This window comes from Thermoflexus hugenholtzii JAD2 (genome assembly GCF_900187885.1).
Taxonomy (GTDB): Bacteria; Chloroflexota; Anaerolineae; order Thermoflexales; family Thermoflexaceae; genus Thermoflexus; species Thermoflexus hugenholtzii.
Map to the genome: position 1 here is coordinate 63,638 of NZ_FYEK01000002.1, position 24,558 is coordinate 88,195.

The following is a 24,558-nucleotide window of genomic DNA, read 5'->3' on the forward strand; positions in this document are numbered from 1 at the left end:
CTGCGTTCCGAACAGGGCAAAAGGGGCGGTTATGGCCTCAGCCCCCTCGCGCCGGGTTGATCCCTCGGGGACTCAGGATGATACAAGAGCCCGCCGATTGATCCGGCTGGCTGTTTCCTTCCTGTTTTCTATCCTCCTGAATTCTTACACGTGGACGCTTGATCCTCAGCCAGCCTCTCCTTCATCCGAAGGGCCTGCCTCTCATCCTGCGGATCCGGCCCCGCCGCCGGGACGGTCCTTCGCTTCCCTGGCAGAGTTCTGGGCCGGTCAGGCGGAGTGGATCCTGGAGGTCCCGGATACGGGACTTCCGTTGGGGGAATCCGATACGGTCTGGCGCGGCGGCTTAGAATTCTGGTCCTATCTGCACGCCAGCTTTCCTTCCGCGGGGGTGGTGGATTCCTGCGGCCAGCCGGTCCCCTTCCCGGGGTGTGTCACCCTGTGGCGCAGCACCGATGGGGGCCGTCACTTCCGCCTGGAACGTCCGGTCTGCCTGATCCCATGCGCCCGCTGCCCTTGCGATCCCCAGCGGGATCAGGTCGATCAACAACAGTATCCCCGGGTCTTCTTCGAGAGAAGACGGGCCTATATGGTGTATGAATGGCGTGGAGCTGTTTACCTGCGGATCTCCCCGGATGGCCTTCGCTGGTCCCCGGCGCTGCGGATCCCGGGCACCGGATGGTCCTCCCCGGCCCGTCGATGCCGGCCCGAGGAACGGGTGGGGAGGCATCCCCACATCCTTTCCGAGCGGGAGTATGGGGAGTGCCTGGCTGGAGGTCCGCCGGGCCTTTTCGTCACCGGAACGCGTCTGTATGTGTTCGTCAACCTGGGGCGGAGCCCCGGGCACATGGGATGCCTGGTAGGCCCGAAGGCCCTGACGGCCCGGGGCTGGCGGCGTTGCACCGCCAATCCCCTTTTCGGGCCGGAAGCCGATTACGGCCCTCTGGAGCTCACGGGCCCTGCAGCCAATCGTTACTTTGAGTTCCGCACCATCTCCGCCGCCGATGTGGTGCGGGAGGGTTCCCACTACTATATGGTCTATGAAGGCATCCGAGGTCCCAGCCGGCCCGGCGTGGGGGACGACCAGTTCGGGCTGGGGATGGCCCGCAGCCGGAGGCCCTTCATCGATGGCCCCTGGGAGAAATATCCGGGCAACCCGCTGTTGATGGACCTGCCGGGCAACGTCGGCGTCGGCCATGCCGATCTCGTTCAGGTGGGCCCGGCAGTGTATCTTTACACCGCCACTCCCTTCGGCACGCGGGGTCGTTACGTGCTGGTGAAGAAACTTTGAGGATCTCCCAAGCCCATGAGTTCCTGGGAGGTGCGCTATGCGGAAGTTGCGCAGGCTCTGTGTGTTGGCCTTGATCGGCCTGCTCGGCTGCGGCGGGCCTTCGACGGTCGCCCCCCTGCAGACCCCCTCACCGCTTCCGGCAACGGCGAACCCATCGCCCGCCTCTACCCCTACCCCGGCCATCACGCCTACCCCCACTCCAGCGCCGACCCCTACGTCGACCGCCACCCCCACACCCCTCCCGCTTTCCACGCTGCGCGGGCGGATCGTATTCACGCTTTGCAGCCTCGACTACAGTCAGTGCGATCTCTCCTCGGTGCGACCGGATGGAAGCGATCGGATTGATCTGACCGCTACACCCCACGAGTCCGAATCCTCTCCCAGCGTTGCCCCGGACGGGACATGGCTTGTGTTTGACTGCATGCCCGGGATCTGTCGGATGAACGCGGATGGAAGCGGACGGCGCGTGCTCACTTCCCAAGGGTTTAGCCCGGCGATCTCCCCGGACGGGCAACGGATTGCCTACTCCAGGCCCGATGGCCTGTATGTGATGAACGCGGATGGAAGCGAGGCTCGAAAGCTGAGCGCGCGCTCGGCCGGCTCCCACACGTGGTCGCCGGATGGAATGTGGATCGCCTTCGAATGCTACGATGAGGCAGGCGGCGCCATATGCCTCATTCGTTCTGATGGGAGTGGGGAGCGCGTGCTGTTTTCTGTTCCTGGAGGAATCTGCTGCCCAGCCTGGTCCCCGGATGGTCGCTTCCTCGCTGTCTGGCAGGGGTCCGGCGTGCTGATGGTTCCAATGAGCTTGCCCAGCGGCCGACTAAGGGGCCAAGCCTTCTTTCCATCTTTTCCCTACGGCATGCCCGGAGGCCACGCCTGGTCGCCGGACAGCCAGAGCTTGGTGATCTCCAGCAAGATGGATCCGATCACGTTTCAAGTTTTGCCGGGAAATGCCCTCTGGATTGTGAGAAACATCCGGGCTCCGTTCCAGCAGGAAGAACCGCGGTTGCTCATCCAGTTGGAGGACGCGTCCTGCTTATTCCCTGTTTGGGTACCTTAGTTGAGAGGAGGGGAGGTCCATGAGACCCAAAGCCCTGCTGTACGCGCTGGGATTGCTGGCCCTGTTGTTCAGCCTGCCGGATCTCTCCTTCCGGGGGCGTTGGCGGCCGCTCCCTATGGCCGAACCCGTCGCCGAGACGCCGACGCCATCCCCCACCCCTCCGCCCACCCCCACCCCCAGCCCGACGCCCTCTCCTGTCCCGACGGCGACGGCGACCGCCACGCCCACGCCGGCACCGATGACGCCCATCGCCCCCGGCGGCTCTGCCGGGCTGGGGCTTCCGCCCAACCGGGTGAACCTCATCCTGCTCGGGATGGACCGCTGGAACATCGAGCGCCGGGGCCGAACGGACACCATGATCTTGATCTCGATTGATCCGGACGAGCCCTCCGTGCGAATGGTCAGCATCCCCCGGGATCTGTGGGTGCGTCTGCCATGGGGTGGGGAGCACAAACTGAACACGGCCTATCCCAGCGGAGGCTTTGAGGGGTTGCGATCCACCCTGCGGCTGAACCTGGGGATCTCCGTGGATCGATTTGTGGCCATCGATTTCACGGGGATGCGCCGGCTGATCGACGCTCTGGGCGGGGTGGACGTGCTGGTGCGTTGCCCGCTGTATGATGTGTTCCCGGACCCGGACTATCCGACGCTGACCTACACGCTGGACCTGCGGACGCCGGGATGGTATCACCTGGACGGGAAGCTGGCGATGGCGTATATGCGGTCCCGCCTGACGACCAGCGATTACCACCGGGCGCGCCGGCAGCAGCAGGTGCTGCGCGCGATATTCCGGAAGCTGCGCTCTGAAAACCTGCTGCCCCGCATCCCGGAGCTCTGGCCGGCGATCCAGCAGATGGTCCACACCAATCTCTCCCTGGGGGAAGTGGTGTGGCTGGCATGGGTGGGGCGGCGGTTGCCGGAGGATCGGATCGCTCATGCGTATCTGCACGCCACCATGGTCTCCTCGCGAACCCTGTATCTGCCGCCGCCGACGACGGGGGTGACGCAGCCGCTGGAGCTGTGGATCTACGTGCAGACCGGGAACACTATCCCCTTCCTGCGGCGGTTCCTGACCGAGCCCATGCCGAACCCGGCGGAGCGGACGCCGGTGGAGTTGATCAACGCCACCGGAGAGAAAGCTCGCGGAGACATCGCGGAGGAGGTGCTGGCGGAGGCCGGGTTCCGCGTGACGCGGCGGGTGGAGCTGCGGCGGGAGGAGCAGCCCACGCGGGTGATGATGCTGAAAGAAGGAGGAGGAAGCGAAGCCGGAAGACTCCTGCGGGCGTTGCGGATTTCCTTCTCCCGCCTGGAACGTGCTCCGGAGCCCGACGCGGCAGTTCCTTATCGGATTTGGTTAGGGCCTGATTTCAACCCATGCCCCTGAGGAGATTCGGAATGGCCCGGCTCGTGTCCCCCTGCCACCAATGCGCCGAGCCCGCTCTGGATGGGCGCGCAGCACCCAGCCCACGCAGAAGAACGCGGCCCGAGCGCCCACTGCCTCCAGATCCCGAAGAAGCGGCTCCACCAGATCCGGAAGGAAGCAGTCACCCGGAGGCGCTCAAGGGAGGCAGCTGAACGTCTCGAGTCTGCTACAGATAACTGAGCACAGCATGACCAGGCCAGTCTGCTGCGCATAGAATCAGGGGGCTTCGCCAGCTAAGCGTAAGATGCGACGACGCAGGTCCTCCGACAACCCCATGCCTGCCCCAACCAGTCTCTCCACATAAGGGGATACTTGCTCGATGACACCACGCTCCTTGGCTTCAAGAAGAATACGGAGTATTCCCCATACCTGCAATCCAGCCGCCTGCGCGATCCGCCGGGCCAAACGGTCATCAAGCAGAACCACTGCCTCTCTGTGCTCAAACGCCAAAGCCAGAGTCGCCAACTCCCCCCGACCTAAGTCCACCGACAGCCATTCCTCAGGCGCATGACGTGGGTTTATCCTTTTGAGCCATGGATAATCTTCAACTTGGGGCACGTCATATCCACGAAACCGGCCGGCTTCTAATTCCTCCACTACCGCATTAGGGGCCCACACCTCAACAAAGATGTTCCCCAACCACTCAATCCCACCAATTCGATATAAATAGGCGAAGTGTTGCTAATCGCCACTCTCACCGGCGGCCTCCAGATCCTCCAGATCCGCTGCCAGCGGAAATACCCGATAGCGGTGCAGACTGAGAAGAAATTCGACGCGGGGCATACCTGCCAGCTCGGCCGCTCGACCAGAAGAAAGACGTCCCATCTCGTATAGCTTTACCGCAGCCAGCATCAGTAGCTCTCGAGCGAAGGTCTCCGGATCGCTCTTCTCGGCTAGAAGCACCTTCTCAGGGATGGTTAACACAACTTTTAATTCGCGCATGGAACACCATCCTTCCATTCAGACGGATTACGGCCTTACCTCTAATGTAGCGCGTGGCTCGATGACCGTCAAACCCCATTCTCCGCTTCTCCAGTCGAGAAAGAGCGGGCTTCCTGGGCCTTCCTCACCCATCACGGGGAGTCCGGTGGGAACATCTCGCTCAACGTCACCAGCCGGAAGCGGGCCGCCAGCTCCGGCAGCACCCGACGGGCTCCCTCCACGTTCGATGTGCTGACGTGCAGCAGGACGACCTCCCCACCCCGCACCCGCTCCCGCAAAAAGGCCGCCACCTTCTCCGGATCCCGCACCCCCAGTCGATCCAGCGATCGATAAACGTCCAGGGTCCAGAGGGCCACCCGCATCCCCCGCCGCCGCACCGCCTCCAGGATCTTTGGATCCGCTTCCGTGGTGAAGCCCGCCATCCCCGGCGGACGAAACCAGCGGGTAGGATAGGGCCCGCCCAGGGCCTCCTCCACCGCCCGCTGCCAGCCGTCGATCTCGGTGTCGATCACCCTCCGATCCGGACGCGGGGCCAGCATCCGGTGATGCAATGTATGGTTGCCCAGCTCGTGCCCTCCCGCCACCAGGCGCCGGGCTAGCTCGGGATGAGACCGAAACACCCGGCCCACGCAGAAGAACGTGGCCCGAGCGCCTACGGCCTCCAGATCCTGAAGAAGCGGCTCCACCAGATCTGGAAGGAAGCAATCATCGAAGGTCAAGGCCACCATCGGGGCGGATCCCCGGCAGACCACGCCGGGTGTCGCGCAGGGGGGTGGTCCTCTGCGCCGGCGGGGCCTGGGCGTCTCCTTTCGAGCTTCCCGAAGGGACTGACGCAGCGCCTGAGGATCTTCGTCCGAGGGGGATCCGCGGGGAGGCGGGGCCGGCTCCGGCCAGCGGGCCCCGAGGAGCAGAAGGAGAGCGCTCGCCCCGAAGAGCCAAGCAGATCTCCAATGGGAATGCAACCGACAGCGGGAAATCCCCGCACCTCTTCGGGAACCCATGGGCGGATCGCTCCCTCATCCAATGCACTGATCACTCCACCGCACTGCCTCTGGACCAGCGCTGCCCGGGCGGCGCATGGCCCTCGACACACGAAACGGGCTCACCCGCGAACGAGGCGATCCACCACCATCACGATGAAAAACAGGAAGAGATAAGTGTTGGAGGCGTGATACAGCCGGCGGGCATGGGCCTTAGAGGGGTCCTGCCAGAGGCGAAGGGCCAGCAGCAGCAGCCAAGCGTTCAGCAAGAGGGCGCCGGCCAGATACATCCAGCCCATTGCCCGGATCAGGAAAGGCACGAGCCCGAGGGCCATCAGGATCCCCGTGTAGATCAGCGCCTGGAGGGCCGCCGGGCGCGCGCCGGTGACCACCGGCAGCATCGGGATCCCCGCCTCCCGGTAATCCCGCTCGGTCAGGATGGCGAAGGCCCAGGTATGGGGCGGCGTCCAGAAGAAGATCAACGCGAAAAGGAAAAGGGCCATCGGATCCACGCGGCCGGTGATCGCCGCCCAGCCCACCAGCGGCGCGAACCCTCCCGCCGCCCCGCCGATCACGATGTTCTGAGAGGTCCACCGCTTGAGGATCATCGTGTAGATCCCCACATACCAGATCCAGCCGGCCAGGGCCAGCCCTGCCGCCGTGGCGTTGACGAAGGTCCACAGCAGGAGCAATCCGAGAGCGGAGAAGAGCAAGGCCACCGCCGCGGCCTCCCGTCGGCCGATGCGTCCCGCCGGGATCGGGCGACGGGCGGTGCGGTGCATCCGCTGGTCCAGGTCCGCATCCCACACGTTGTTCATGGCGTTGGCCCCGCCGGAGATCAGGAACCCTCCCAGCAGGGTGTAGATGAAGGTGAGGATGGGGGGCAATCCGCCCTGGGCAATCAGCATCGCCCCGGCCGTGGTCACCAGCAGCAGGGCCACGATCCCCGGCTTGGTGAGGGTGAAATAAGGCTCCCAGATGTGACGCAGCCGCACGGTTTCCTGAAGCGTCGGCTCGGCCCACTGGGCTTCCCCCAGCGCCCAGGCCCAGGCGACTACGACAGCGGCCCAAATGGCCGTCGCCAGCCCGAGGTGCAGGGTGTTCAGCAGAGCGGGGAACCCCATCCACAGGTTGATGGCCCCCAGCCCCATCTGAAGCACATACAGGACACCGGCCGCCAGCATCCAGCGGAAGATCCCGCGGGGGATCCCGGACCAGGCGGCCAAGCGCACCACAAGCCATGCGAAGGCCACCCCCACGCCCAGGGCGACCAGCCGGTGGAGCATGTGGACCCGGCCGAGCAGATCCCCGGGCCAGATCGTCCAGCCTTCACAGAAGGGCCAAGACGAACACGCCCAGGAGGCGCCGCTCCCCGTCACCGTGGCCCCCACCAGCGTCAGGGCGAACAACGCCAGTCCGATCATCCCAATGGCGCGCACCGCGGCGGCCGCAGGCTGGATCGCCGCGAGATCGCGATGGGGAGGGCGCGCCGCCCAGGGGGCGAAGGCGCGGGTGGCGGCCACGAGGGTGAGGGTGAGGATAATGAGGGCCATGGCCAGGTGCACGGCCACGATTGTGGGGGGAAGCTCCAGGATCACTGTCAGCCCGCCCAGAAGGGCCTGACCGAAAACCAGCCCCAGGGCCCAGAAGAGGGGCCGATACAGGGCCGGCTGGCGTTCCCGTCGCCAGGCGAGGAACGCCGAGAGGAAAAGCAACGGCGTGACGCTGGCGGCCAGCAACCGGTGGATCCATTCCAACCATGCGGCGACGTCCTCAATCGGGGGGAAAAGCCGGCCGTAACACAACGGCCAGTCCGGGCAACCGAGGCCGGACCCCGTGCTGCGCACCAGAGCGCCCCAAGCCGTCAACAGGCCGATAACCAGAGCCGTGAGGACCAGCAACACCCGCACGCCCTTACCGCTTTTCCCATTCGCCATCTGAAGCCTCCACACGCATCCGGCCAGCGCGGGCCGGGATCCGTTCGAACGTTGGGGATGATGCTTATCTCCAATGATAGCCGGAGACCTACGGGCCCCCAAATCCGCACATCATGGATTATGAACCCTGGGCTCCACTTTCACGGGATGCAAAAGGAACATGTCGCTCCTGGTGGGAGGGGCTTTCACCCCAAATCCCAGTCTTTGACGACGTAAGGGTCGCGGCGGAAGCCGCTTCTACCGACAAGAGAGGATCACTGGGAAAGGCCGGTGGAGCCCCGGAGGCGGCGGAGGCCGCGTCGGTGACGCCAGCGCCACCAGACCCCCACCGGATATCCGCACATCTTCGCGATGTCCCCCCAGACCCGGATCAGCGGTACCCACCCCAGCATCCGGATCCGATCCTCCCAAGGGTAGCCCTCCCAGAGCCGGAAAAGCCTCCGGTAAGGGGTTCGCAGATACAGCGCGCCCCCGAGGAGATACCCCAGGGCGAACAGTGGATGCACCCCCAGGCTGAGCCCGGCCAGCAACGGGACCAGACCCAGATAAGTGCCGTAGCGGATGGCATGGCGCAGCCGCCACAGGTCCGCCTTCCCATCCCCCCGCGCATATCGGTAATACTGCACAAAGAAGGCCCGCATGGTCGGCCGGGGGCGGAAATAAACCACCGCCTCGGGGACGAAGGCGAAGGGACCGAAACGCTCATAGAGGGCGAAGTCAAAGATCAGATCCTCGCAGTAATCCAGCCACTCGGGGTAGCCGCCCACCGCCTCCCAGGCGGACTTCCGGAAGGCCACGGAACGGCTGGAGGGCCAGAACCGCTCCGGCCGGATGTCCCGCAGCTCGGGCAGCACCGTGGCCGCCATGGCCACCTCAAAAGGCGTTCGGGGATCCGGCAGGAAGAAGCCGGCCGCGACCATGGTCTCCGGCCGCTCGCGGAAGGGGCGGAGCAGGTGACGCAGCCAGTCCGGGTGCAGGCGCACCCCCGCATCGGTCACGGCGATGATCTCCCCCCGGGCGGCGGCAATCGCCCGGTTGCGCCCCTGGGCGATGTTGGCCCCCGGGGCCTCGATCACCCGCAGGGGCAGCCGCCGCTCCGCCCGCAGGCGCTCCAGGGTTCCATCCGTGGATCCTCCATCGGCGATGACCACCTCGTCGGGCAGATGGGATTGCGCCGCCAGGGAATCCAGGAGCTCCTGGATGGAAGCGACTTCGTTTTTGACCGTGGCGATCACGGAGACCATCGCCATGAACGACAACCCCACGGTCTTTCGTTCAGTGGACGGCTGCTTCCAGCGAGGCGGAAGCCTGAAGGGCGGTGAGGCCTTCCCGGATAGCGTCCAGCATCCGGCCGCGCACAGCCCGGACGGCAGCGTGAATCGCGTTCTTGACGGCTTTGGCGTCGGAGCGGCCATGCCCGATCACCACCACGCCGTCCACCCCCAGGAGGGGCGCCCCCCCATACTCCCGGTAATCCAGACGGCGGAGGATCTCCCGAAGACTGGGGAGCAACAACAGCAGGCCGGGGGCGGCCAGAAGCAGCCCCGGCAACGCCATCGCCAGCCCCACGCGGTCCAGGGCGCCGTCGGTCAGCTGGGCCTTGAGGAAACGAACCAGGAAGGCGACGAACCCCTCCGTGTGTTTGACCACCACGTTGCCGGTGAAGCCGTCCGTCACCACCACATCGGCCGCTCCCCGGGGGATGTCCTTCCCCTCGACGTTGCCGATGAAGTTCAGCCCGCTGGCCTCCAGACGGCGGTAGGCTTCCCGGACCAGGATGGAGCCCTTGCCCGGCTCCTCCCCGTTGGAGAGGATCCCTACCCGGGGGCGGGGCCACCCCAGCACCCGCTCGGCGTAGACCACGCCCATCATGGCGAACTGCACCAGGTGCTCCGGCTTCGGATCGGTGTTGGCGCCGATATCGAGCAGCAGGCAATGGCCGCGGAGGGTGGGATAGAGGGTGGCCAGCGCCGGCCGGTCGATGCCGGGGATCCGTCCCAGGTGGAAGAGAGCCGCCGCCATCACCGCCCCGGTGTTCCCCATCGAGACGAAGGCGTCCGCCTCCCCGGCGCGCACGAGCCGCATCCCCACTACCATGGAGGAGTCCCGTTTCGCTTTCACGGCGATGGTGTGTTCATGCATCTCCACAACCTGAGAGGCGTGGACGATGGAGAGCGGGAGGCCGGCTGCACGGCGGCCCAGCGCCGCCCGGAGGCGGTCCTCCGGGCCGATCAGGAGGATGTGGAGATCCGGGATCTCCCGCAGCGCCCGCAGGGCACCTTCCACCGGAACCTGAGGGGCGTGATCACCCCCCATGGCATCCAGCGCGATCCGCACGGTCATGGTTGGAGGCTACCTCCCTTATCCCAGGCCTTCCAGGAGTTGCTCGACAGCGGTGGAGAAATCGATCTCCCGGCGCACGAGCTGATCCACCAGACCATCCAGACGGGCACGGCCCACCCGCTGGGCGATGCGGGCCCATAACCGTTCGCGGACTCGGGCGGCCAGTTCCTCCGCTACGCGCCGCCGGCGCCGAGCCTCCCCTTCCCCACTCTGCTCCAGATACACGCGATGGCGCTCGATCGCCTCCACCAGCTCCGGGATCCCCTGGCCGGAGAGGGCGACGGTCTGCAGGATCGGAGGGGTCCAGCCCTCGGTGGCCGGCTCCACCCGCTGGATGGCCATCGTCTGTCCGTGGTGGCGGATGACGGCGGGCTGGCCCAGGGAGAGCATCGAGCGCAGGATGTGCAGGGTGGCGGCCGCGCCTTCCCGATCCGCCTTGTTGACCACTAGGATGTCCGCGATCTCCAAAATACCCGCTTTGATTGCCTGGATGTCATCCCCCAGGCCGGGAGCCTGCACCACGACCACCGTGTCGGCTGCACGGGCGATGTCCACTTCCACCTGGCCCGCCCCCACCGTCTCGACCAAGATCCGCTGGAAGCCCACCGCATCCAGGGCCCGGAGGACCTCTTGGGTCGCTCGAGCCAGCCCACCCAGGCTGCCCCGAGTGGCCATGCTCCGGATGAAAACCCCGGGGTCCATGGCCACATCCTGCATCCGGATACGGTCCCCCAGCAGGGCGCCGCCGGTGAAAGGGCTGGTGGGGTCCACGGCGATGATCCCCACCGTCTCTCCTCGGTCCCGATAGGCCCGGGCCAGGGCGTTCACCAGCGTGCTCTTCCCAGAGCCGGGGGGGCCGGTGATCCCAATCACATAGGCGTTCCCGGTGTAAGGGAAAAGATGGGCGCTCAGCCGGGCCGCCGCCTCCCCGCCTTCCTCCAGCAGGGAGAGCATCCGCGCCAGCGCCCGGCGGTCCCCCGCCCGGGCGCGTTCGAAGAGAGCGATCGGATCTCCCATGGAAGGCTTCGCTCCTGCTCAGGGTGCCACCGGCTCTCCGGCCGCCTTCAAATCCTCCGGCCGGATGCCGAAGTGATCGCAGATGAACCGCACGATGGCCTCGGTGCTGGTCCCCGGCCCGAATACCTCGTGGATGCCGGCAGCCTTGAGGGCCGGCACGTCTTCCTCCGGGATGATGCCCCCGGCGATGACCAGCACATCGTCCAGGCCGCGCTTGCGCAGCTCCTCCACCACACGGGGGAGCAACGTCATGTGGGCGCCGGAGAGGATCGAGAGGCCGACCACATCCACGTCTTCCTGCAGAGCGGCCTCAGCGATCATCTCGGGGGTCTGGCGCAACCCGGTGTAAATGACCTCGAACCCTGCGTCCCGGAGGGCCCGGGCGACTACCTTGGCCCCCCGATCATGCCCGTCCAGCCCCGGCTTGGCGATCAACACGCGGATCTTGCGTCCCATGGTCCGCCTCGCCCGATGGGATGGATCCCCGTTTCCATTGTAACGCAAGGGGGAGCCGGGAGTTCACCGCTACGGAGCAAGCCGGACCCCGTGGGGCCCGGAGGAGGGGAAGGGATGGGCGATGAGGATCAGGCGGTGGGAATTGCTCCAGGGTGGCCAGCAGGTGACGAGGGTCAGCCGCTCCTCGACCGTCGGCTGGATCCAGCGGGCGTTGGCCTCCCGGACGGCGAGTGGCTGGTCCCGCTCCGGGAGGATGTGGCGTTCGACGATCTCGTATTCCCACACGCCGCCGACCGCATCGATCCGGATGCGCGCCCCAAGGGGGAGCTCAGCCAGACGTCGGAAGACCGCGCCGGCGATGTTGTGGTGTCCGTTGAGCACCAGGTTCCCGATCTCCCCAACCCGGGCCGAGGTCGGGATCCAGCCGGCTGCTGGCGCGTCGGGAGCGAGCCATTCCCGGTAGCGGCGCCCCGCTATGACGACGATCCGCGACGGCGCAACTCGCACGGGCGCGTCCAGGCCGATGGCGGGGACCGTGATCCACAAGGGGACTCCACGGGCCGGCGTCTCCGGAGGCGAAAACGTCGGCGCTTGGGGCCACGCCGTCCACCAGGATACCGAGGATGGAGCGGACCCGACCTCCGGCGCCGGCACGCCGGCAAGCGGTGCGGATCCCTCCTGGCTCGCCTTCGTCATCCCCGGCAGCACGCCCGAGCAACACGGATCCCGGATCGAGCCGGGCAACGGCCCGAGGATCAGCGTCAGCGCCAGGGCCCATGCGCCCCACTCCGGGCCGGGCATCCGGCATCCTCCCCGGTGGCCGGATGAAGCGCCTATCGCCGGGCCCACGAGGGGGAGCGCAACCCAAGGATCAGAAGGCCGCCGGCGATCCCCAGGACGATGGCCGTCGGGAACGGACGGGAAGGCTCCCCAGATCCCCCGGTGGGCCCCAGCAGCTCCCCATCCAGCGGCTCCGTGGGACGTGGAGTGGGGGAAAGCGGCATGGGCAAGGGAGGGACGGCTGTGGCGGGAACCGGATCGGTGGGCGTCGGAGTGGGAGTCTCCGTGGGAGATGGAGTCGGTGTCGCGGTGGCTGTGGGCGTGGGGGAGGGGGGCGGCTGCTCGGCGATGCAGAAGATGTCCCATGGATGGCCGGGGCCGATCACCCCCAGGAGGTTCGTCCCGGCCCGGGCGTCGGCTTCGGTGGGATAGACCTCCAGGGCCAGATCCACATGCATCTCGAAGAACCCGGCGGGCCAGGTCTCCCACGCCGGGTAGATCACCTGGAGCGGATAATCTCCCCCCTGGAGGACCTCCCAGCGCTGGACCATCTGGCGGCCCCCGCCATCGGGGATCACGAAATCCAGCTGCACGAAGCCGCGGAGCCAGCGGCTGCCCACGTTGCTCACCGTGATCGTATCGAGATCCGAGCCATCGGGGCAGAGCGCATAGGTCTGAGGCACCGTCAGGACGATATCACTGATATCGGGGTCGTCCTCATGGTCCGCCCGGGTCAGCAAGGCTCCCCCGCTCAGTGCAAGAAACACGAGGAAGAGCGGGAAGATCCCGCGCGCCAGCCCTCGGAAGCCCCGGAGCGCCCGGGCCCATCGGTGTAGATGAGGCATAGATCACCTCCAAGTTCGGAAATCAAGAGGCCCGGCCGGAGACCATCCCACCGGTCAGGCGCTGGGCTTTCCCCAAAGCGCAAAGAGGCCACAAAGCGGGATGTCTCCCGGAGCGTTCCCACGGCCCTCGAAATGACATCCCCGGATCCCCCGGACCGAGGGCCGCACGCGGATCGATGCCGGAGGTGCCAAGGGGTAAGCCAGCTTGAGGCTAAGAGAAAGAAGTTGGAAAAAAGTAATGAGTTTGTTATCTGCCGGATCCACCGCTCGACAGGCTATGGACGCTCTGGGCGCGCGGTCTCCGGGGTCGATCGACCTCCACAGCCGTCCCGCCCGCCTCGTGAAACCCCTTCTGTCAGATCTGGGGGGCGCCATGCGGTCACCGGGGCGGCCGGGAGCGCTTCTCAGCAGCTCCCCACCCAACATTACCATCGCCCGAGACGAAAGCGAGTCGGGCACCCTCCGGATGAATCGCAAGATCTTGAATGCCACCTGGGATGGCGGCGAAGGCCGGCTGTGGCGCTTCCTCACAAATTTCAAGTCCAGAGATCCTTCAGGATCCACCTACCTCCCTACGGGCCTTGGGCATCCAGCTCGGGTTTACCTGCAGGACCTGGGCAGCCCGACGGTGATCCTGGTGTAGCAGGATCCCGCACGGCCGGGACGGGCCCGGCTGGCCCTGTTCCTGATCGGCCGTGGGGCACTGGTGGAGAAGTTCGCCCCACGGGTCCTCACCGCCACGACGGTGCGCGGGCGGCCGGCCCTGTGGGCGGAAGGGCCCGATCTCCTGCAGACCCGCTCCGGGGGCTGAACGCTGCAGCGTTTGGTGGAAGGAAACGTGCTCCTCTGGACCGAAGGGGAGGTCACCTACCGACTGGAGACCGATCCAGGGATGGAAGAAGCGGTGCGGATCGCGGAGTCCCTCGCGCCGCCGTAAGAGTGGACCGCCTTCGCCGCACGAATTAGAATGAGCCTTGTGAGCCGAAACCCGGGGGTCCCGGGATGGGTTCTGGACCCATCTGGGAGCGCCTGGGTCCATCCTGAACCCTCCAGGAGGTGGTGGATGACGGTGGAACGCTTCGGGGCGGTGACCTTCCGCGGCAAGCCCTTAACGGTGATCGGGGAGCCCCTCCGGGTGGGCGACGTCGCCCCCGACGTGGAGCTGGTGGCCCCCGATCTGAGCCCCTTCCGCATCCGCAGCACGGACGGCAAGATCCGCATCCTCAGCGTGGTGCCCTCGCTGGACACCGGGGTGTGCGACGCCCAGACCCGCCGGTTCGACCAGGAGGTGGCCCGCTTCGGGGACGAGGTGGTGTTGATCACGGTCAGCGCCGATCTCCCCTTCGCCCAGCGCCGCTGGGCCGCCGAGGCCAACGCCCAGCACGTGATCCTCGCCTCCGATCATCGGGAGATGGCCTTCGGCCAGGCCTACGGGACCTGGGTTAAGGAGCTCCGCCTGGAGCAGCGCGCGGTCTTCGTCCTGGACCGCGACGGGACGATCCGGTATGCGGAATATGTCCCCGAGATCGCCCAGCACCCCAACTACGACGCCGCCCTCGAGGCGGTCCGCGCGCTGCTGGGCCAGCCGGAGCCCCGCTGAGAGGAAAGCCTGCGTCTGTGGGGGCTATGCGCCCTTACACCCCGGGGGGACGACGAGGCGCGTCCCCCCTTTTCGTTTCGCGATCCTATTCGGAATTGAAGGGAGCGGAGGGGCGTGCTATGCTGAGAAATCGGCTCCAGATCTGAGGAAGCGATGGACGGCGATGGCGAAGGGGAAGATCATCGTTCGGGGCGCCCGAGAGCACAACCTCAAGAACATCACCGTGGAGATCCCGCGGGAGAAGCTCGTGGTCATCACCGGCCTCTCCGGCTCCGGCAAATCCAGCCTGGCCTTCGACACCCTCTACGCCGAGGGCCAGCGACGCTACGTGGAGTCCCTCTCCGCCTACGCCCGCCAGTTCCTGGGGCTGATGGAGAAGCCGGATGTGGACCAGATCGAGGGGCTCTCCCCGGCCATCTCCATCGACCAGCGGGGGGCCTCCCACAACCCCCGCTCTACCGTGGGGACGGTGACAGAGGTCTACGACTATCTCCGCCTGCTCTTCGCCCGCGCCGGGATCCCCCACTGCCCCCGCTGCGGCCGGGAGGTCCAGAAGCAGAGCCCCGAGCAGATCGTCGAGGCCATCCTCTCCCTCCCCGAGGGCTCCCGCATCATGATCCTGGGCCCCGTGGTGCGGGGCCGCAAGGGCCATCACGGCCCGGTCTTTGAGGAGCTGCGCCGCCTGGGCTTCGTCCGCGCCCGGGTGGATGGGGTCATCCGAGACCTGGACGAGCCCATCGAGCTGGACCGCTACAAGATCCATCACATCGAGGCGGTGGTGGACCGCCTCATCGTGCGTCGGGACGGGGCGGATCGTTCGCGGCTGCAGGACTCGGTGGAGACGGCCCTGCGGCTGGGGGACGGCCTGGTGATCGTGCACCACGCCTCGGCGGAGCCACCGGAGGATCTGCTGTTCAGCGAGCACTTCGCCTGCCCCTACTGCAGCATCAGCCTGCCCGAGCTGGAGCCCCGCCTGTTCTCCTTCAACAGCCCCAAGGGCGCCTGCCCGACCTGCGAGGGCCTGGGGGTGCAGCTGGAGCTGGACCCCGACTTGCTGATCCCGAACAAGGACCTCTCCCTGGCCGAGGGGGCTATCATAGCCTGGGGCGGGGCGGAGGAGGGCGGCTACTACTGGCAGCTGCTGGAGGCCGCATGCCGGGCCTTCGGCATCCCCACCGACATCCCGGTGCGCGCCCTCTCCCCTGAGCAGCTGCATCTGCTCCTCTACGGGGCCGGGGAGGACGTGCGGATCCCCGTTCGCTATCAGGCCCGGGACGGAAGCTGGCGGGTCTACGAGGCGCCCTTCGAAGGAGTGATCCCCAACCTGCGCCGACGCTACGAGGAGAGCACGTCGGACTACTTCCGGGCGCGGGTGGAGGGATGGATGAGCGAGCGGCCGTGCCCGGCGTGCGGTGGGGCGCGGCTACGGCCGGAGGCGCTGGCGGTGACGGTGGCCGGTAAGAACATCTACGAGGTCACCCGCATGTCGGTGGCCGAGGCCATGCGCTGGGTCGAAGCCCTGCGAGGGGAGGACGGGCAACCGCCCTTGCTCTCCGAACGGCAGCGGACCATCGTCGCCCAGGTCCTGCAGGAGCTGCACAACCGGCTGCGCTTCATGGTGGACGTGGGCCTGGACTACCTGACCCTGGATCGGCCGACGGCCACCCTGTCGGGAGGGGAGGCCCAGCGCATCCGGCTGGCCACGCAGATCGGCAGCCAGCTCACCGGCGTGCTCTACGTGCTGGACGAGCCGAGCATCGGCCTGCACCCGCGGGACAACGAGCGGTTGATCCGAACCCTGAAGCGGCTGCGGGATCTGGGGAACACGGTGCTGGTGGTGGAGCACGACGAGGCGATGATCCGGGCCGCCGACTGGGTGATCGACCTGGGCCCGGGGGCGGGGGAGCACGGGGGCTACGTGGTGGCCGAGGGTCCGGTGGAGGCCATCATGCGCAACCGCCGCTCCCTCACCGGAGCCTACCTGGCCGGACGGCTGACCATCCCGGTCCCGGCCCGCCGGCGTCCCGGGAACGGGCGCTTCCTGGTCGTCCGCGGGGCTCGGGAGCACAACCTCAAAAACATCGACGTCCGCTTCCCCCTGGGCTGCTTCATCTGCGTGACAGGGGTCTCGGGCTCGGGCAAGAGCACTCTGGTGGTGGAGATCCTCTACAAGCGCCTGGCCCAGATCCTCCACGGGGCCCGCGAGCCGGCGGGCGCTCACGAGGCCATCGAGGGAGTTGAATTCGTCGACAAGGTCATCCACATCGATCAATCCCCTATCGGTCGGACGCCCCGCTCGAACCCGGCCACCTACACCGGGGTTTTCACGGATATCCGGGACCTTTTCGCCAGCCTGCCCGAGAGCAAGCTGCGCGGGTATGGGCCGGGCCGCTTCTCCTTCAACGTGAAGGGCGGCCGCTGCGAGGCATGCGAGGGCCAGGGCCAGATCCAGATCGAGATGCAGTTCCTCCCGGACGTCTTCGTGACCTGCGAGGTCTGCAAGGGGGCTCGCTTCAATAAGGAGACGCTGCAGATCCGCTATAGGGGGAAGAGCATCGCGGACGTGCTGAACATGACCGTCGATGAGGCCCATGAGTTCTTCGAGGCCTTCCCGGCCATCCAGCGCAAGCTCCAGACGCTGCGAGACGTGGGGCTGGGCTACATCCGGCTGGGCCAGCCGGCGCCGACCCTCTCGGGGGGCGAGGCCCAGCGGGTGAAGCTGGCCAAGGAGCTCTCCCGTCGCCCTTCCGGGCACACCCTCTACATCCTGGACGAGCCCACGGTGGGGCTGCATGCCGCCGATGTGCACCGGCTCATCGAGGTGCTCCAGCGCTTCGTCGACCAGGGCCACACCGTCATCGTCATCGAGCATCACCTGGATGTCATCAAGGTGGCGGACTGGATCATCGACCTGGGCCCGGAGGGCGGCGAGGGAGGAGGCTACATTGTGGCCGAGGGGACACCGGAGGATGTGGCCCGTGTAGAGGCTTCTTACACCGGCCAGTTCCTGCGCCGGGTCCTGCGCGGGAACGCCGCTTCCCCCAACGGGCGACGTCGGAGGGAGCACTGATCCGCGCGGAGGGAGCGATGGTTTCGAGTCACGCTGAACCAAGGTCAAGCCGTCAAGCCTTGCCAAGGTGAATTCCGAATTTGATGCAGGAGTCGCAGGCCATCGTGGGCGCGGCGCGGGACACCTTCTATGTCCTCCTCTTCCCCACCGTCCCCACCCAGGTCAGAACCTCCGGCCTCAGGGGGACTTGACAGGATGCGGGATCTGTGCTATAAAAGGCGGCAAATCCCGGATCAGTGGAGCCAGTCGCGCATGGCCTTCGGTTCGGTGGTTCTCTCCCTTATCGTCATCGTCCTTATCCTTCGGGGCCTCCTTCGCCTCGGAGGGGCGAACCCCGTTTGGGAGGGAACCACCCTCAGGTAGCCCGGAGCATCTTCTATATCTGCACCGACCGGTCGGAGGGGGCCTCCCAAACGGGAGGCCCCCTCCCGTTTTATCTCCCAGCCTGCGAAAGGAGGTCGCGATGGCCGCGCCAGCGATGATCCAGACATCAGCTCCTCCGCGCACCGCCCGCCGGGAGCGTCGCCGGATGAAGACAGCCTGGGCGGTGATGGAAGCCCTGTATCGGGAAGGCGTCGAGGTGATCTTCGGGGTCCCCGGCGGTGCCTCCCTACCCCTCTACGATGCGCTCTATGACTACCCCCACATCCGTCACGTCCTGGTTCGCCACGAGCAGTGCGCCGTCCACATGGCCGAGGGCTACGCCCGGGCCACCGGTAAACCCGGGGTGTGCTTCACCACTTCCGGCCCCGGCGCCACCAACCTGGTCACCGGCCTCACCGACGCCATGATGGACTCCACCCCCGTGGTGGCCATCACCGGCCAAGTCCCCACGTTCTTCATGGGCGGGGACGCCTTCCAGGAGGCCGATGTGATCGGCCTCACCATGTCCATCACCAAGCACAACTGGCTGGTGAGGAAGCCCGCCCAGGCCCCGGAGGCCGTCCACGCCGCCTTCCGGCTGGCAACTGAGGGCCGCCCCGGTCCGACCCTGGTGGACCTCCCCCGCGATGTCCTGCTCGCGGAGGCGGAGTTCACCTTTGAGGATCCGGAGGCCTCCCGGCCCGCCCGTTCCCCTCGCCCGTTCCCGGACGAGGCGTTGCTGCGCCAGGCGGCTGATATGATCGCGCAGTCCCAGCGGCCGATCCTTTACGTGGGAGGAGGAGCCATCCATTCGGGCGCTGCCCCTGAGATCCGCGCGCTGGCCGAGAAGGCGCGCATCCCGGTGGCCACCACCCTGATGGGCCTGGGCGCCTTCCCGGAGGATCACCCTTATTCCCTGAAGATGCTGGGGATGCACGGCACGGTCTACGCCAACTTCGCCATCAACTTCTCCGACCTGATCATCGCCGTCGGCGCCCGCTTCGACGATCGGGTGACGGGGAAGCTTTCGGCCTTCGCCCCCCACGCCAAGGTGATCCACATCGACATCGACCCGGCGGAGATCAACAAGAACCGCAAGGCCGACATCGCCCTGATCGGGGATGCCAAGCAGGTGCTCCGCGCCCTGCTCCCCTTCGTTCGCCCGCCGGACACCGAGGCCTGGTGGCGTCAGATCCAGGACTGGAAGGCCCGCTACCCGCTGCGCTATCGGCAGGGCGACGACGTCATCAAGCCCCAGTTCGCCATCCAGATGATCTACGAGCTGACCCGGGAGCACCGGCCCATCGTCACCCTGGATGTGGGCCAGCACCAGATGTGGGCGGCCCAATTCTTCACCTGGACGGAACCACGAACCTGCATCACCTCCGGAGGGCTGGGGACCATGGGTTTCGGCCTGCCGGCGGCCGTGGGGGCTCAATTCGGTTGCCCCGACCGGCTGGTGATCAACATCAACGGCGACGGATCCTTCCAGATGACCTTCCAGGCGCTGATCACGGCGGTGGAGTGGCGTCTGCCCATCAAAGTCTTCATCATCAACAACCAGTATCTGGGCATGGTGCGGCAGTGGCAGGAGCTGTTCTACAACCGGCGCTACTCCGCCGTCTACCTGGCCAACCCGGACTTCGCCCGGCTGGCCGAGGCCGTGGGCGCGGCGGGGATCCGTGTGGAGCGCCCCGATCAGGTGGAGCCGGCCATCCGCCAGGCCCTGGCGGTCACCGATCGCCCGGTCGTAGTGGATCTCCTGGTGGATCCCGAGGAGAACTGCTTCCCGATGATCCCCTCGGGCATGACCGTGTTCGATATGATGATCGAGCCCGGCGTGAAGGCGGTGCCATGAGCGATCCTTGACGGCGAGAAGGAGGCGAGGATGCCCCATTGGCTGGCGGTGACGGTTGAGAACTCCGTGGAGAGCCTGAACCGGGTCTTCCATCTGCTGCGCCGGCGTCACCTGCCGGTGGGTGACATCTCGGTGTGCCGCACCGAGGACCCGGAGACGCTGCGCCTGCTGATCCCGGTGGACCCTGACCGGGTGGACCCCCAGCGGGTGAGCGCCAACCTGGAGAAGCTGCTCTGCGTCCGGGCGATCGAGGATTGGGGGGAACGCCCCATCGTCGTCCGCGACATGGCGCTGGTCAAGGTGCGGGCCCCCACGGAGACCTGGGTGGAGATCGCCCAGCTCGCTGAGTTCTACCGGGCCCGCATCGTGGACGTCGGCCCCGAGACCCTTATCGTGGAGGTCACCGGATCGACGGAGAAGGTGGATTCCTGCATCGCCCGCCTCCAGCGATTCGGCGTGGTCGAGGTGATCCGGGCCGGCCCCATGGCGATGGTCCGGGGCCAGGCGGAGGCTGCACCTGCCGCTCGCATGGCGGAAGCGGCTTGATGTCTTAAGATCCCTGATCCCGATTCAGGAGGAGGCGTTCCATGGCGCGGATCTATTACGATGCGGATGCCGATCTGAGCCGGCTACATGGCAAGCGGATCGCGATCCTCGGCTACGGCAGCCAGGGCCACGCCCACGCCCAGAACCTGCGGGACAGCGGCTGCGATGTCTGCGTGGGCCTCTACCGGGGCAGCAAGTCCTGGGAGAAGGCCCAGGCGGACGGCTTCCCGGTTTATGAGGTTCCGGAGGCGGTGCGTCGGTCGGACGTCATCATGATGCTGGTGCCGGACCCCGCCCAGCCGGCCCTCTACCGGGAGGCGGTGGCACCGCATCTCTCCCCGGGCAAGACGTTGATGTTCGCCCACGGCTTCAACATCCGCTTCGGCCAGATCATCCCCCCGCCCGACATCGACGTGAGCATGGTGGCCCCCAAAGCCCCCGGCCACCGCATGCGGGAGGTCTTCCGGGAGGGCGGCGGGGTGCCGGCCCTGGTGGCGGTGCACCAGGACGCGACGGGCCAGGCGCTGGCCAACGCCCTGGCCTACGCGAAGGGCCTTGGATGCACCCGGGCCGGGGTGATCGAAACCACCTTCACCGAGGAGACGGAGACCGATCTCTTCGGCGAACAGGTGGTGCTATGCGGCGGGGTCAGCCACCTGATCAAAGCCGCCTTCGAGACCCTGATCGAGGCTGGCTACCAGCCGGAGATCGCCTACTTCGAATGTCTACACGAGCTCAAGCTGATCGTGGACCTCATGTATCAGGGCGGCCTTTCGTATATGCGTTACTCGGTGAGCGACACCGCGGAATATGGAGACTACCGAAGCGGCCCCCGCGTGATCGACGACCACGTGCGGGCCACCATGAAGCAGATCCTGGAGGAGATCCGCAGCGGGGCCTTCGCCGAGGAGTGGATCGAGGAGAACGCTAAAGGCCGCCCCTGGTTTAACGCCAAGCGCGCGGAGGAGCGCAAGCATCCCATCGAGGAAGTGGGCCGTCAATTGCGGGCGATGATGCCCTGGCTCAACCCTAAGGAAGTCCCTGCGGGATAAGGAGGGGCCTATGGAGCCGGATGTCGTTCGGATCTTCGATACCACCCTGCGGGATGGGGAGCAATCCCCCGGCGCCACCCTCACGGTGGAGGAGAAGCTGGAGATCGCCCGCCAGCTGGTTCGCCTGGGGGTGGACATCATCGAGGCCGGCTTCCCCATCGCCTCGCCGGGGGATTTCGAGGCGGTGCGCCGCATCGCCCGGGAGATCGGGCCGCTGGGGAAGGACCGCCCCAACGGCCCGCCGGTGATCGCCGGGCTGGCCCGCGCCAACAAAGAAGACATCGACGCCTGCTGGGAGGCGGTGCGGGAGGCTCCTCGCCCTCGCATCCACGTCTTCCTGGCCACCTCCGACATCCACCTGCAATACAAGCTCCGCATGACGCGGGAGGAGTGCCTGGCCCGGATCCGGGAGATGGTCGCCTACGCCCGCCGCTTCTGTGAGGACGTGGAGTTCTCCCCGGAGGATGCGGGGCGCACCGACCGCGATTTCCTGATGCAGGCCCTGACGGTGGCGGTGGAGGCGGGGGCTACCACCCTGAACATCCCCGACACGGTCGGCTACACCACCCCCGAGGAGTTCGGGAGTCTCTTCGCCGAGATCCGCCGGCGGGTCCCCGGGGTGGAGCGGGTGATCCTTTCCGCCCACTGCCACAACGACCTGGGCCTGGCCACGGCCAACACCCTGGCCGCCATTCGCAACGGCGCCCGCCAGGTGGAGGTCACCGTCAACGGCATCGGCGAGCGGGCCGGCAACACCGCCCTGGAAGAGGTGGTCATGGCCCTGCACACCCGGCGCGACCTCTTCGGGGTGCGCACCTATATCGACACCACTCAGATCTACCGCACCAGCCGCCTGGTGAGCGCCCTCACCGGCATCCCCGTCCAGCCCAACAAGGCCATCGTGGGGGCCAACGCCTTCGCCCACGAGGCCGGCATCCACCAGGACGGGATGCTCAAGAATCCGCTGACCTACGAGATCATGCGGCCCGAGACCGTGGGCGTGCCGGAGTCCCGGCTGGTCCTGGGCAAGCACTCCGGCCGGCACGCCTTCCGGGTCCGCCTGGAGCAGATGGGCTACCACCTCTCCCCCGAGGCCTTCGAGGAGGCCTTCCGCCGCTTCAAGGCCCTCTGCGACCGCAAGAAATACGTCACGGACTTCGACCTGGAAGCGCTGATGGCGGATTTCACCCAGAGCAGCGGCCAGACCTGGCGGCTGGACACGCTGCAGGTGATGTGCGGCACGCCGGCCATCGCCACCGCCACCGTGCGCCTGATCGGGCCCGACGGCGAGGTCCGCCTGGGCACGGGGACGGGGAACGGGCCGGTGGATGCGGCCTACCGGGCTATCGAGACGGCCCTGGGCGTGCAGGCCCGGCTGCTGGAGTTCAACGTCCACGCGGTGACCCCCGGGCGCGACGCCATGGGCCGGGTGTTCGTGCAGGCCGAGGATCCCCAGAGCGGGGAGCTGGCCGGGGGCTTCGGGGCGGACACGGATATCGTGGTGGCGGCGGCCAAGGCCTACCTCAACGCCCTGCTTCGGCTGGCGCGCGCCCCCCAGGGCGCCCGCGTGGAGCTCTCCGTCCCTGTGCCATGAGGGCCTCAACGATCTTCACACTTCCACAAACGGAGGGGTCGCGATGGGCATGACCATGGCCGAGAAGATCATCGCTGCCCACGCCGGGGTGGACCGCGTGGAGCCTGGGGAGCTGGTGGAGGTGCGGGTGGACTTCGTGATGGCCAACGACATCACGGCGGCCCTGGCCATCCGGGAGTTCGAGAAGCTGGAGGTCGAGGGGGTCTTTGACCGGGAGCGGGTGGCCTTCGTGGCCGATCACTTCGTGCCTCCCCCGAACATCAAAGCGGCCGAGCAGTGTCAAGCGGTCCGCACCTGGGCCCGCCGCAAGGGGATCCTCTATTTCGAAGGAGGACGCGACGGAGGCATCGAGCACATCGTGCTCCCGGAGCAGGGTTTGGTCCTCCCGGGAGAGATCATCATCGGAGCCGACTCCCACACCTGCACCTACGGAGCTCTGGGCGCCTTCGCCACCGGGGTGGGCTCCACCGACGCCGCCGTCGCCATGGCGACGGGGCGGCTGTGGCTGAAGGTTCCTCCCACCATGAGGCTGTTCTACCACGGGACCCTGCGCCCATGGGTGACGGCCAAGGACCTCATCCTCCACACCATCGGCCGCATCGGGGTGGATGGGGCGCTTTATATGGCGATGTATTTCACCGGCCCTGTCATCTCGCAGCTCAGCATGGATGCCCGCTTCACCATCACCAACATGGCCATCGAGGCCGGGGCGAAGACGGGGCTGATGGACGTCGACGAGAAGACCTTGGAGTTCGTGCGGCCGCGGGCCCGGCGTCCCTTCACGGTTTACCGGGACGATCCAGACGCCCGTTATGAGGTGGAGCTGGACTTCAACGTCAGCGATTGGGAGCCGGCGGTGGCCGCGCCCCATCTGCCCTCCAACGTGCGGCCGGTGGGGGAGCTGTCCCACATCCGCATCGATCAGGTGTTCATCGGCTCCTGCACCAACGGCCGCATCGAGGACCTGCGCCTGGCGGCCCGCATCCTCCAGGGCCAGCGGGTGCATCCCGAGGTCCGCTGCATCATCATCCCGGGCAGCGGGGCCGTCTACCGCCAGGCCCTGGCGGAGGGCCTGATCGACATCTTCGTGGAGGCCGGGGCGGTAGTCGGGCTGCCCTCCTGCGGCCCCTGCATGGGGGGCTACTCGGGCGTGCTGGGGCCCGGGGAGCGCTGTGTCTCGACCACCAACCGCAACTTCGTCGGCCGCATGGGGCATCCGACCAGCGAGGTGTATCTGGCGAACCCGGCTGTGGCGGCCGCCAGCGCCATCCTGGGGCGCATCGCCAGCCCGGAGGAAGTCCCCACGATGGCCGTGGCGGCATAAGGCAGCGCCGAAGCCGCCGGATGGGCAGAGCCGGAGAGGCCTCGGGAGAATCGAACGGAAACCGGCTGAGGAGGAGA

21 protein-coding genes are annotated in these 24,558 nt (G+C 67.0%); 11 read left to right on the plus strand and 10 right to left on the minus strand.

Annotated elements, in window-relative coordinates:
- Positions 1-310 precede the first annotated feature (310 nt).
- From CFB18_RS14795 to CFB18_RS00215, 3 genes are all read left to right on the plus strand, one after another.
- Positions 311-1,288 carry a glycoside hydrolase family protein gene (locus tag CFB18_RS14795; protein ID WP_143597443.1) on the plus strand — a complete coding sequence of 326 codons (978 nt, stop codon included), beginning with the start codon at positions 311-313 and terminating at the stop codon, positions 1,286-1,288.
- Positions 1,289-1,303: 15 nt separating this feature from the next.
- Complete coding sequence (locus CFB18_RS15710) at positions 1,304-1,633, plus strand: hypothetical protein (protein ID WP_234976982.1); 330 nt, start codon at positions 1,304-1,306, stop codon at positions 1,631-1,633.
- Positions 1,634-2,370: 737 nt separating this feature from the next.
- Positions 2,371-3,735: an LCP family protein gene (locus CFB18_RS00215; RefSeq protein ID WP_159461487.1), complete on the plus strand. Its 1,365-nt coding sequence runs from the start codon at positions 2,371-2,373 to the stop codon at positions 3,733-3,735.
- 255 nt (positions 3,736-3,990) lie between these two features.
- On the opposite strand, the gene CFB18_RS00220 is transcribed toward CFB18_RS00215, so the two are convergent.
- The 10 genes from CFB18_RS00220 to CFB18_RS15505 form a co-directional block, all read right to left on the minus strand.
- Complete coding sequence (locus tag CFB18_RS00220; RefSeq protein ID WP_200807996.1) at positions 3,991-4,413, minus strand: PIN domain-containing protein; 423 nt, start codon at positions 4,411-4,413, stop codon at positions 3,991-3,993.
- A gap of 42 nt (positions 4,414-4,455) precedes the next feature.
- Positions 4,456-4,716 (minus strand): UPF0175 family protein, encoded by a 261-nt coding sequence (locus CFB18_RS00225; protein ID WP_088569803.1) that lies wholly within the window; start codon positions 4,714-4,716, stop codon positions 4,456-4,458.
- A 131-nt stretch (positions 4,717-4,847) separates the two neighbouring features.
- Positions 4,848-5,444: a polysaccharide deacetylase family protein gene (locus CFB18_RS00230; protein ID WP_159461488.1), complete on the minus strand. Its 597-nt coding sequence runs from the start codon at positions 5,442-5,444 to the stop codon at positions 4,848-4,850.
- Positions 5,445-5,818: 374 nt separating this feature from the next.
- A complete protein-coding gene (locus tag CFB18_RS00235) occupies positions 5,819-7,633 on the minus strand; it encodes a heme o synthase (RefSeq protein WP_088569805.1) in 1,815 nt (604 codons plus the stop codon).
- A gap of 254 nt (positions 7,634-7,887) precedes the next feature.
- Positions 7,888-8,883, minus strand: a complete 996-nt coding sequence (locus CFB18_RS00240) for a glycosyltransferase (RefSeq protein ID WP_088569806.1) — start codon at positions 8,881-8,883, stop codon at positions 7,888-7,890.
- Positions 8,884-8,908: 25 nt separating this feature from the next.
- Positions 8,909-9,970 carry a phosphate acyltransferase PlsX gene (plsX, locus tag CFB18_RS00245; protein WP_088569861.1) on the minus strand — a complete coding sequence of 354 codons (1,062 nt, stop codon included), beginning with the start codon at positions 9,968-9,970 and terminating at the stop codon, positions 8,909-8,911.
- A 24-nt stretch (positions 9,971-9,994) separates the two neighbouring features.
- Complete coding sequence (meaB, locus tag CFB18_RS00250) at positions 9,995-10,993, minus strand: methylmalonyl Co-A mutase-associated GTPase MeaB (protein ID WP_088569807.1); 999 nt, start codon at positions 10,991-10,993, stop codon at positions 9,995-9,997.
- A gap of 18 nt (positions 10,994-11,011) precedes the next feature.
- Complete coding sequence (locus tag CFB18_RS00255; protein WP_088569808.1) at positions 11,012-11,449, minus strand: cobalamin B12-binding domain-containing protein; 438 nt, start codon at positions 11,447-11,449, stop codon at positions 11,012-11,014.
- A 69-nt stretch (positions 11,450-11,518) separates the two neighbouring features.
- Positions 11,519-12,250, minus strand: a complete 732-nt coding sequence (locus tag CFB18_RS00260) for a sortase (RefSeq protein WP_088569809.1) — start codon at positions 12,248-12,250, stop codon at positions 11,519-11,521.
- A 32-nt stretch (positions 12,251-12,282) separates the two neighbouring features.
- Complete coding sequence (locus CFB18_RS15505) at positions 12,283-13,074, minus strand: hypothetical protein (protein ID WP_088569810.1); 792 nt, start codon at positions 13,072-13,074, stop codon at positions 12,283-12,285.
- A gap of 838 nt (positions 13,075-13,912) precedes the next feature.
- Here CFB18_RS15505 and CFB18_RS15715 point away from each other — a divergent pair.
- The 8 genes from CFB18_RS15715 to leuC all read left to right on the plus strand — a co-directional run bounded on the left by CFB18_RS15715 (position 13,913) and on the right by leuC (position 24,481).
- Positions 13,913-14,011, plus strand: a complete 99-nt coding sequence (locus CFB18_RS15715; protein WP_234976983.1) for a DUF4367 domain-containing protein — start codon at positions 13,913-13,915, stop codon at positions 14,009-14,011.
- A 126-nt stretch (positions 14,012-14,137) separates the two neighbouring features.
- On the plus strand, positions 14,138-14,674 hold the full coding sequence (gene tpx, locus CFB18_RS00270) for a thiol peroxidase (protein ID WP_088569811.1): 537 nt from the start codon (positions 14,138-14,140) through the stop codon (positions 14,672-14,674).
- A gap of 163 nt (positions 14,675-14,837) precedes the next feature.
- The gene (gene uvrA / locus CFB18_RS00275) at positions 14,838-17,744 is read left to right on the plus strand and encodes an excinuclease ABC subunit UvrA (RefSeq protein ID WP_088569812.1); all 2,907 of its coding nucleotides are present in this window, start codon (positions 14,838-14,840) and stop codon (positions 17,742-17,744) included.
- A gap of 463 nt (positions 17,745-18,207) precedes the next feature.
- Positions 18,208-19,965 carry a biosynthetic-type acetolactate synthase large subunit gene (gene ilvB / locus CFB18_RS00280; protein WP_088569813.1) on the plus strand — a complete coding sequence of 586 codons (1,758 nt, stop codon included), beginning with the start codon at positions 18,208-18,210 and terminating at the stop codon, positions 19,963-19,965.
- A gap of 30 nt (positions 19,966-19,995) precedes the next feature.
- A complete protein-coding gene (gene ilvN, locus CFB18_RS00285) occupies positions 19,996-20,511 on the plus strand; it encodes an acetolactate synthase small subunit (RefSeq protein ID WP_088569814.1) in 516 nt (171 codons plus the stop codon).
- 41 nt (positions 20,512-20,552) lie between these two features.
- A complete protein-coding gene (gene ilvC, locus CFB18_RS00290; RefSeq protein WP_088569815.1) occupies positions 20,553-21,563 on the plus strand; it encodes a ketol-acid reductoisomerase in 1,011 nt (336 codons plus the stop codon).
- A gap of 10 nt (positions 21,564-21,573) precedes the next feature.
- Positions 21,574-23,157: a 2-isopropylmalate synthase gene (locus CFB18_RS00295; protein ID WP_088569816.1), complete on the plus strand. Its 1,584-nt coding sequence runs from the start codon at positions 21,574-21,576 to the stop codon at positions 23,155-23,157.
- 43 nt (positions 23,158-23,200) lie between these two features.
- Positions 23,201-24,481 (plus strand): 3-isopropylmalate dehydratase large subunit, encoded by a 1,281-nt coding sequence (leuC, locus tag CFB18_RS00300; RefSeq protein WP_088569817.1) that lies wholly within the window; start codon positions 23,201-23,203, stop codon positions 24,479-24,481.
- Positions 24,482-24,558 lie beyond the last annotated feature (77 nt).